The 2,024-nt window shown below is 50.5% G+C and carries 2 protein-coding genes; one reads left to right on the top strand and one right to left on the bottom strand.

Annotation, left to right across the window (positions count from 1 at the left end):
* Window positions 1-503: pseudouridine synthase (locus KDK14_RS04380; RefSeq protein ID WP_257263801.1), on the bottom strand; the 503-nt coding region annotated here is incomplete at its 3' end.
* Between the two features lie 96 nt (window positions 504-599).
* Between KDK14_RS04380 and KDK14_RS04385 the strand changes: the two genes are divergently transcribed.
* Window positions 600-2,024 (top strand): anion permease (locus KDK14_RS04385; RefSeq protein ID WP_257263802.1); only part of this gene is annotated, 1,425 nt, incomplete at its 3' end.

Consider the following 2,024-nt stretch of genomic DNA (forward strand, 5'->3'; position numbering starts at 1 on the left):
CGAGTCAGTCTGAGTGTGGGATGGCCGATAGCCGCAGTCATTCTTCTTACCTGGCGGTTTCTGCCCTCTTTTATGGTTAATTGAATCCAGCAGTCCGGAATCGACTTTCTTTCCCGTACGGGAGGAAATCTGTCCCAAACATCAGGAGAGTCAATGATGTTTGCCCGGGCCGGGAGGGTTGGGCCATCGTTGAGAACTATTCCGGTACGTAGATTGTCTAATGATCGAGAGTTCGGGATTCCCTCAACCTGAACCCAGTAGGTTTTGGGCATCTTGTACTCTGGTGAGGCAATCAGGTTTTGCAACTGGCCGTTATCTGTCAGCAGTAATAAACCTTCGCTGTCCCGATCCAGCCTGCCTGCTGGATAGATGCCGGGGATGTTGATGAAATCCTTCAGTGTTTGCCGCCCTTGCTGGTCGGTAAACCGGGTTAGAACACCGTAAGGTTTATTAAAAAGCAGTAATCGGCTTTTTTTGGAAGGGCGTATAACTGAAGCCTGCATGAGTGATCGCTGATGATAAAAGTCAGAATTATAAATGCTGGAGAACCTGTCGGACAGCCTCCCGGACTGTGTCTTTAACAACATAAAGGGGTTTGTGTGAGTACTCAATCAGCTAGCTGTGAACATCAACCGACAACGGATTTGAAATCAGTGATCAGATTTCTGGTCCCATTGCTATTGGGGGGGATTTTGTGGGCGCTCCCTACTCCGGAAGGTCTGGATTTGCAGGGCTGGCATATGCTGATTATTTTTTTCAGCACCCTGTTGGGAGTGATGATCGCCCCGATGCCGATGTCGGCAATCACGCTGATGGGTTTGACAGCCCTGGGACTGACCAAAACGCTAACCCTCAAACAAGCACTGGCGGGTTATGGTGATCCTGTTACCTGGCTGGTGGTGCTGGCTTTCTTTATCTCTCACGGGTTCATTAAAACCGGCCTTGGGCTCAGAATTGCCTACTGCTTTATGCGTGTCCTGGGGAAGAAAACCCTGACGCTGGGTTATGGACTGACCCTGACGGATATGCTGCTTGCGCCGGCCATGCCCAGCACTACGGCTCGTGCAGGCGCCGTGGTGTTCCCTATTATGAAATCCATCGCCACTGTCTACGACAGTAAGCCGGTAGCCACTGCCAGCAGGATGGGGGCCTTCCTGTTGATGATCGTCTTCCATGCCAATGCGATTACCAGCACCATGTTTCTGACTGCAATGGCGGGTAATCCACTGGTGGTCAAGCTTGCCGGCAATCAGGGTATTGAGTTGAGCTGGTCGATGTGGGCATTGGGGGCATTATTACCGGGTATTGTCTGTCTTGTTTTGATGCCGCTTTGTCTGTATCGCATTATCCCGCCAGAATTGAAAGAAACCCCCATGGCCATCAAGGTGGCACAGGATGAGCTTAACCGCCTGGGCTCTCTGACCAGAGATGAATGGATTATGGCTGGTACATTCCTGGCGCTGCTTCTGCTTTGGATTTTTGGTCAGCAGTTGGGCTTTTCATCGACACTGGTGGCTATGGTGGGGGTTTCCATTTTGCTGTTAACGGGTGTTCTTGACTGGGATGATCTCCGTGGAAATAAGGGTGCCTGGGATACCATGGTCTGGTTTGGGGCATTTATTACCATGGCTCATTACCTCAATGCCTATGGCGTAGTGAGCTATGTCAATGATCAGGTTGGCATTCTGTTTGACGGTCTGCCTGCCTGGGTGGCAATGATGACTGTCTGTGTGTTGTACTACTTTTTCCATTATTTCTTTGCCGCATCCACAGCGCAGATCAGTGCCATGTATGCCGGTTTTCTGTTGATCATGCTCGGTTCTGGTGTACCCCCACTGGGAGGAGCGCTTATGCTTGCCTATATGAGTAATATTTGTGCAGTTATAACTCACTATGGGAATGGACCGGCACCCATACTTTATGGTGCCGGTTATGTCTCTCTTTTCCGCTGGTGGAAAGTCGGGTTGATTATGAGTTCGCTGTATTTGCTGGTGTGGCTGGGTTTGGGTAGTGCCTGGATGTCC

It is taken from the genome of Endozoicomonas sp. ONNA2 (genome assembly GCF_024606365.1).
In the GTDB taxonomy this organism is placed as follows: domain Bacteria; phylum Pseudomonadota; class Gammaproteobacteria; order Pseudomonadales; family Endozoicomonadaceae; genus Endozoicomonas.